1 rRNA gene is annotated in these 2,926 nt (G+C 54.2%); it reads left to right on the top strand.

The window, feature by feature from the left end:
• Positions 1-2 precede the first annotated feature (2 nt).
• A 23S ribosomal RNA gene (locus FCL54_RS23480) occupies positions 3-2,926 on the top strand; the annotation flags it as partial.

The following is a 2,926-nucleotide window of genomic DNA, read 5'->3' as shown; positions in this document are numbered from 1 at the left end:
TAGGTTAAGCTACGAAGGGCGCACGGTGGATGCCTTGGCACTAGGAGCCGATGAAGGACGGGACGAACACCGATATGCTTCGGGGAGCTGTAAGTACGCTTCGATCCGGAGATTTCCGAATGGGGGAACCCACTGCTCGTAATGGAGCAGTATTCATTCCTGAATACATAGGGGATGAAAGGCATACCCGGGGAACTGAAACATCTTAGTACCCGGAGGAAGAGAAAGCAAACGCGATTTCCTGAGTAGCGGCGAGCGAAACGGAAACAGCCCAAACCAGGGGGCTTGCCCCCTGGGGTTGTAGGACACTCAATGTGGAGTTACAAAGGAACGGAGTAATCGAAGCGACCTGGAAAGGTCCATCAGAGAAGGTAACAATCCTGTAGATGAAACTTCGTTCCCTCCCGAGTGGATCCTGAGTACGGCGGGACACGTGAAACCCCGTCGGAATCCGGGAGGACCATCTCCCAAGGCTAAATACTCCCTAGTGACCGATAGTGAACCAGTACCGTGAGGGAAAGGTGAAAAGCACCCCGGAAGGGGAGTGAAAGAGAACCTGAAACCGTGTGCCTACAACTAGTTGGAGCCCGTTAACGGGTGACAGCGTGCCTTTTGTAGAATGAACCGGCGAGTTACGATCCCGTGCAAGGTTAAGTCGAAGAGACGGAGCCGCAGCGAAAGCGAGTCTGAACAGGGCGAAGAAGTACGTGGTCGTAGACCCGAAACCGAGTGATCTACCCATGTCCAGGGTGAAGACAGGGTAACACCTGTTGGAGGCCCGAACCCACGCATGTTGAAAAATGCGGGGATGAGGTGTGGGTAGGGGTGAAATGCCAATCGAACTCGGAGATAGCTGGTTCTCCCCGAAATAGCTTTAGGGCTAGCCTCGCGGCTAGAGTCTTGGAGGTAGAGCACTGATTGGACTAGGGGCCCCCAACGGGTTACCGAATCCAGTCAAACTCCGAATGCCAATGACTTATCCGCGGGAGTCAGACTGCGAGTGATAAGATCCGTAGTCGAGAGGGAAACAGCCCAGACCACCAGCTAAGGTCCCTAAGTATACGTTAAGTGGAAAAGGATGTGGCGTTGCCCAGACAACCAGGATGTTGGCTTAGAAGCAGCCACCATTTAAAGAGTGCGTAATAGCTCACTGGTCGAGTGACGCCGCGCCGAAAATGTACCGGGGCTAAACGTATCACCGAAGCTGTGGATTGTGTAAACAATGGTAGGGGAGCGTTCTAAGGGCAGAGAAGCCAGACCGGAAGGACTGGTGGAGCGCTTAGAAGTGAGAATGCCGGTATGAGTAGCGAAAGACAAGTGAGAATCTTGTCCGTCGAAAGCCCAAGGTTTCCTGAGGAAGGCTCGTCCGCTCAGGGTTAGTCGGGACCTAAGCCGAGGCCGAAAGGCGTAGGCGATGGACAACAGGTTGAAATTCCTGTACCACCTCCTTTCCGTTTGAACGACGGGGGGACGCAGGAAGGTAGGGAAGCGCGCTGCTGGATATGCGCGTCCAAGCGATCAGGCCGGTGAACAGGCAAATCCGTTCACCATGAAGGCTGAGTCGTGATGGCGAGGGAACTAAAGTACCGAAGTTCTTGATCCTACACTGCCAAGAAAAGCCTCTAGTGAGGAAAGAGGTGCCCGTACCGCAAACCGACACAGGTAGGCGAGGAGAGAATCCTAAGACGATCGGGAGAACTCTCGTTAAGGAACTCGGCAAAATGACCCCGTAACTTCGGGAGAAGGGGTGCTCTCATGGGTGTATAGCCCGAGAGAGCCGCAGTGAAAAGATCCAAGCGACTGTTTAGCAAAAACACAGGTCTCTGCGAAGCCGTAAGGCGAAGTATAGGGGCTGACACCTGCCCGGTGCTGGAAGGTTAAGAGGAGGGGTTATCCCTTGCGGGAGAAGCTTCGAATCGAAGCCCCAGTAAACGGCGGCCGTAACTATAACGGTCCTAAGGTAGCGAAATTCCTTGTCGGGTAAGTTCCGACCCGCACGAAAGGTGCAACGACTTGGATACTGTCTCAACGAGAGACCCGGTGAAATTATAGTACCTGTGAAGATGCAGGTTACCCGCGACAGGACGGAAAGACCCCATGGAGCTTTACTGTAGCCTGATATTGGATTTTGGTACAGCTTGTACAGGATAGGTAGGAGCCTTGGAAGCCGGACCGCCAGGTTCGGTGGAGGCGTCGGTGGGATACTACCCTGGCTGTACTGAAATTCTAACCCAGTGCCGTGATCCGGTGCGGAGACAGTGTCAGGTGGGCAGTTTGACTGGGGCGGTCGCCTCCTAAAGTGTAACGGAGGCGCCCAAAGGTTCCCTCAGAATGGTTGGAAATCATTCGCAGAGTGTAAAGGCACAAGGGAGCTTGACTGCGAGACCTACAAGTCGAGCAGGGACGAAAGTCGGGCTTAGTGATCCGGTGGTTCCGCATGGAAGGGCCATCGCTCAACGGATAAAAGCTACCCTGGGGATAACAGGCTTATCTCCCCCAAGAGTCCACATCGACGGGGAGGTTTGGCACCTCGATGTCGGCTCATCGCATCCTGGGGCTGAAGTAGGTCCCAAGGGTTGGGCTGTTCGCCCATTAAAGCGGTACGCGAGCTGGGTTCAGAACGTCGTGAGACAGTTCGGTCCCTATCCGTCGCGGGCGCAGGAAATTTGAGAGGAGCTGTCCTTAGTACGAGAGGACCGGGATGGACACACCGCTGGTGTACCAGTTGTTCCGCCAGGAGCATAGCTGGGTAGCTACGTGTGGAAGGGATAAGTGCTGAAAGCATCTAAGCATGAAGCCCCCCTCAAGATGAGATTTCCCACAGCGTCAAGCTGGTAAGATCCCTTAAAGATGATGAGGTTGATAGGTCTGGGGTGGAAGTGTGGCAACACATGGAGCTGACAGATACTAATCGATCGAGGGCTTA

Origin of the sequence: Exobacillus caeni (assembly GCF_005747095.1) — a bacterium.
Taxonomy (GTDB): domain Bacteria; phylum Bacillota; class Bacilli; order Bacillales; family Guptibacillaceae; genus Exobacillus; species Exobacillus caeni.
This window is presented reverse-complemented; position numbering and strand designations above follow the sequence as displayed.